1 protein-coding gene is annotated in these 254 nt (G+C 61.8%); it reads right to left on the bottom strand.

The features are described from left to right. A partial coding sequence (locus SB756_RS32595) for a YhjD/YihY/BrkB family envelope integrity protein (protein WP_410913579.1) occupies positions 1 to 254 on the bottom strand: 254 nt, incomplete at both ends.

Below are 254 nucleotides of genomic sequence, written 5' to 3'. Positions count from 1 at the left end.
CGCAGGATGGTCCACAGCGTTACGATGAACTCCTGCATGCCTATCTGTGAGGCAATCCATTCCATCACCTGCGGCCCCAGCACCATCAGCGCCGCCGCCACCAATAGCATGCCGGCCAAGCCTACGGTGTAGATGATGGAAAGGGGTATGCGCTTCCATACCGGTCGCCCTTCGGGCACGTCGTAGGCGGCGTTCATGGCGCTCATCATCAGTCGCACGCCCGCCGACGCGGTCCACAGGGCAATCACGATACC

The organism is Pseudomonas sp. SIMBA_068, assembly GCF_046534705.1.
Taxonomy (GTDB): Bacteria; Pseudomonadota; Gammaproteobacteria; order Pseudomonadales; family Pseudomonadaceae; genus Aquipseudomonas; species Aquipseudomonas putida.
The sequence above is the reverse complement of the archived record's forward strand: the minus strand, read 5'-3'. Positions and strand labels throughout refer to the sequence as shown.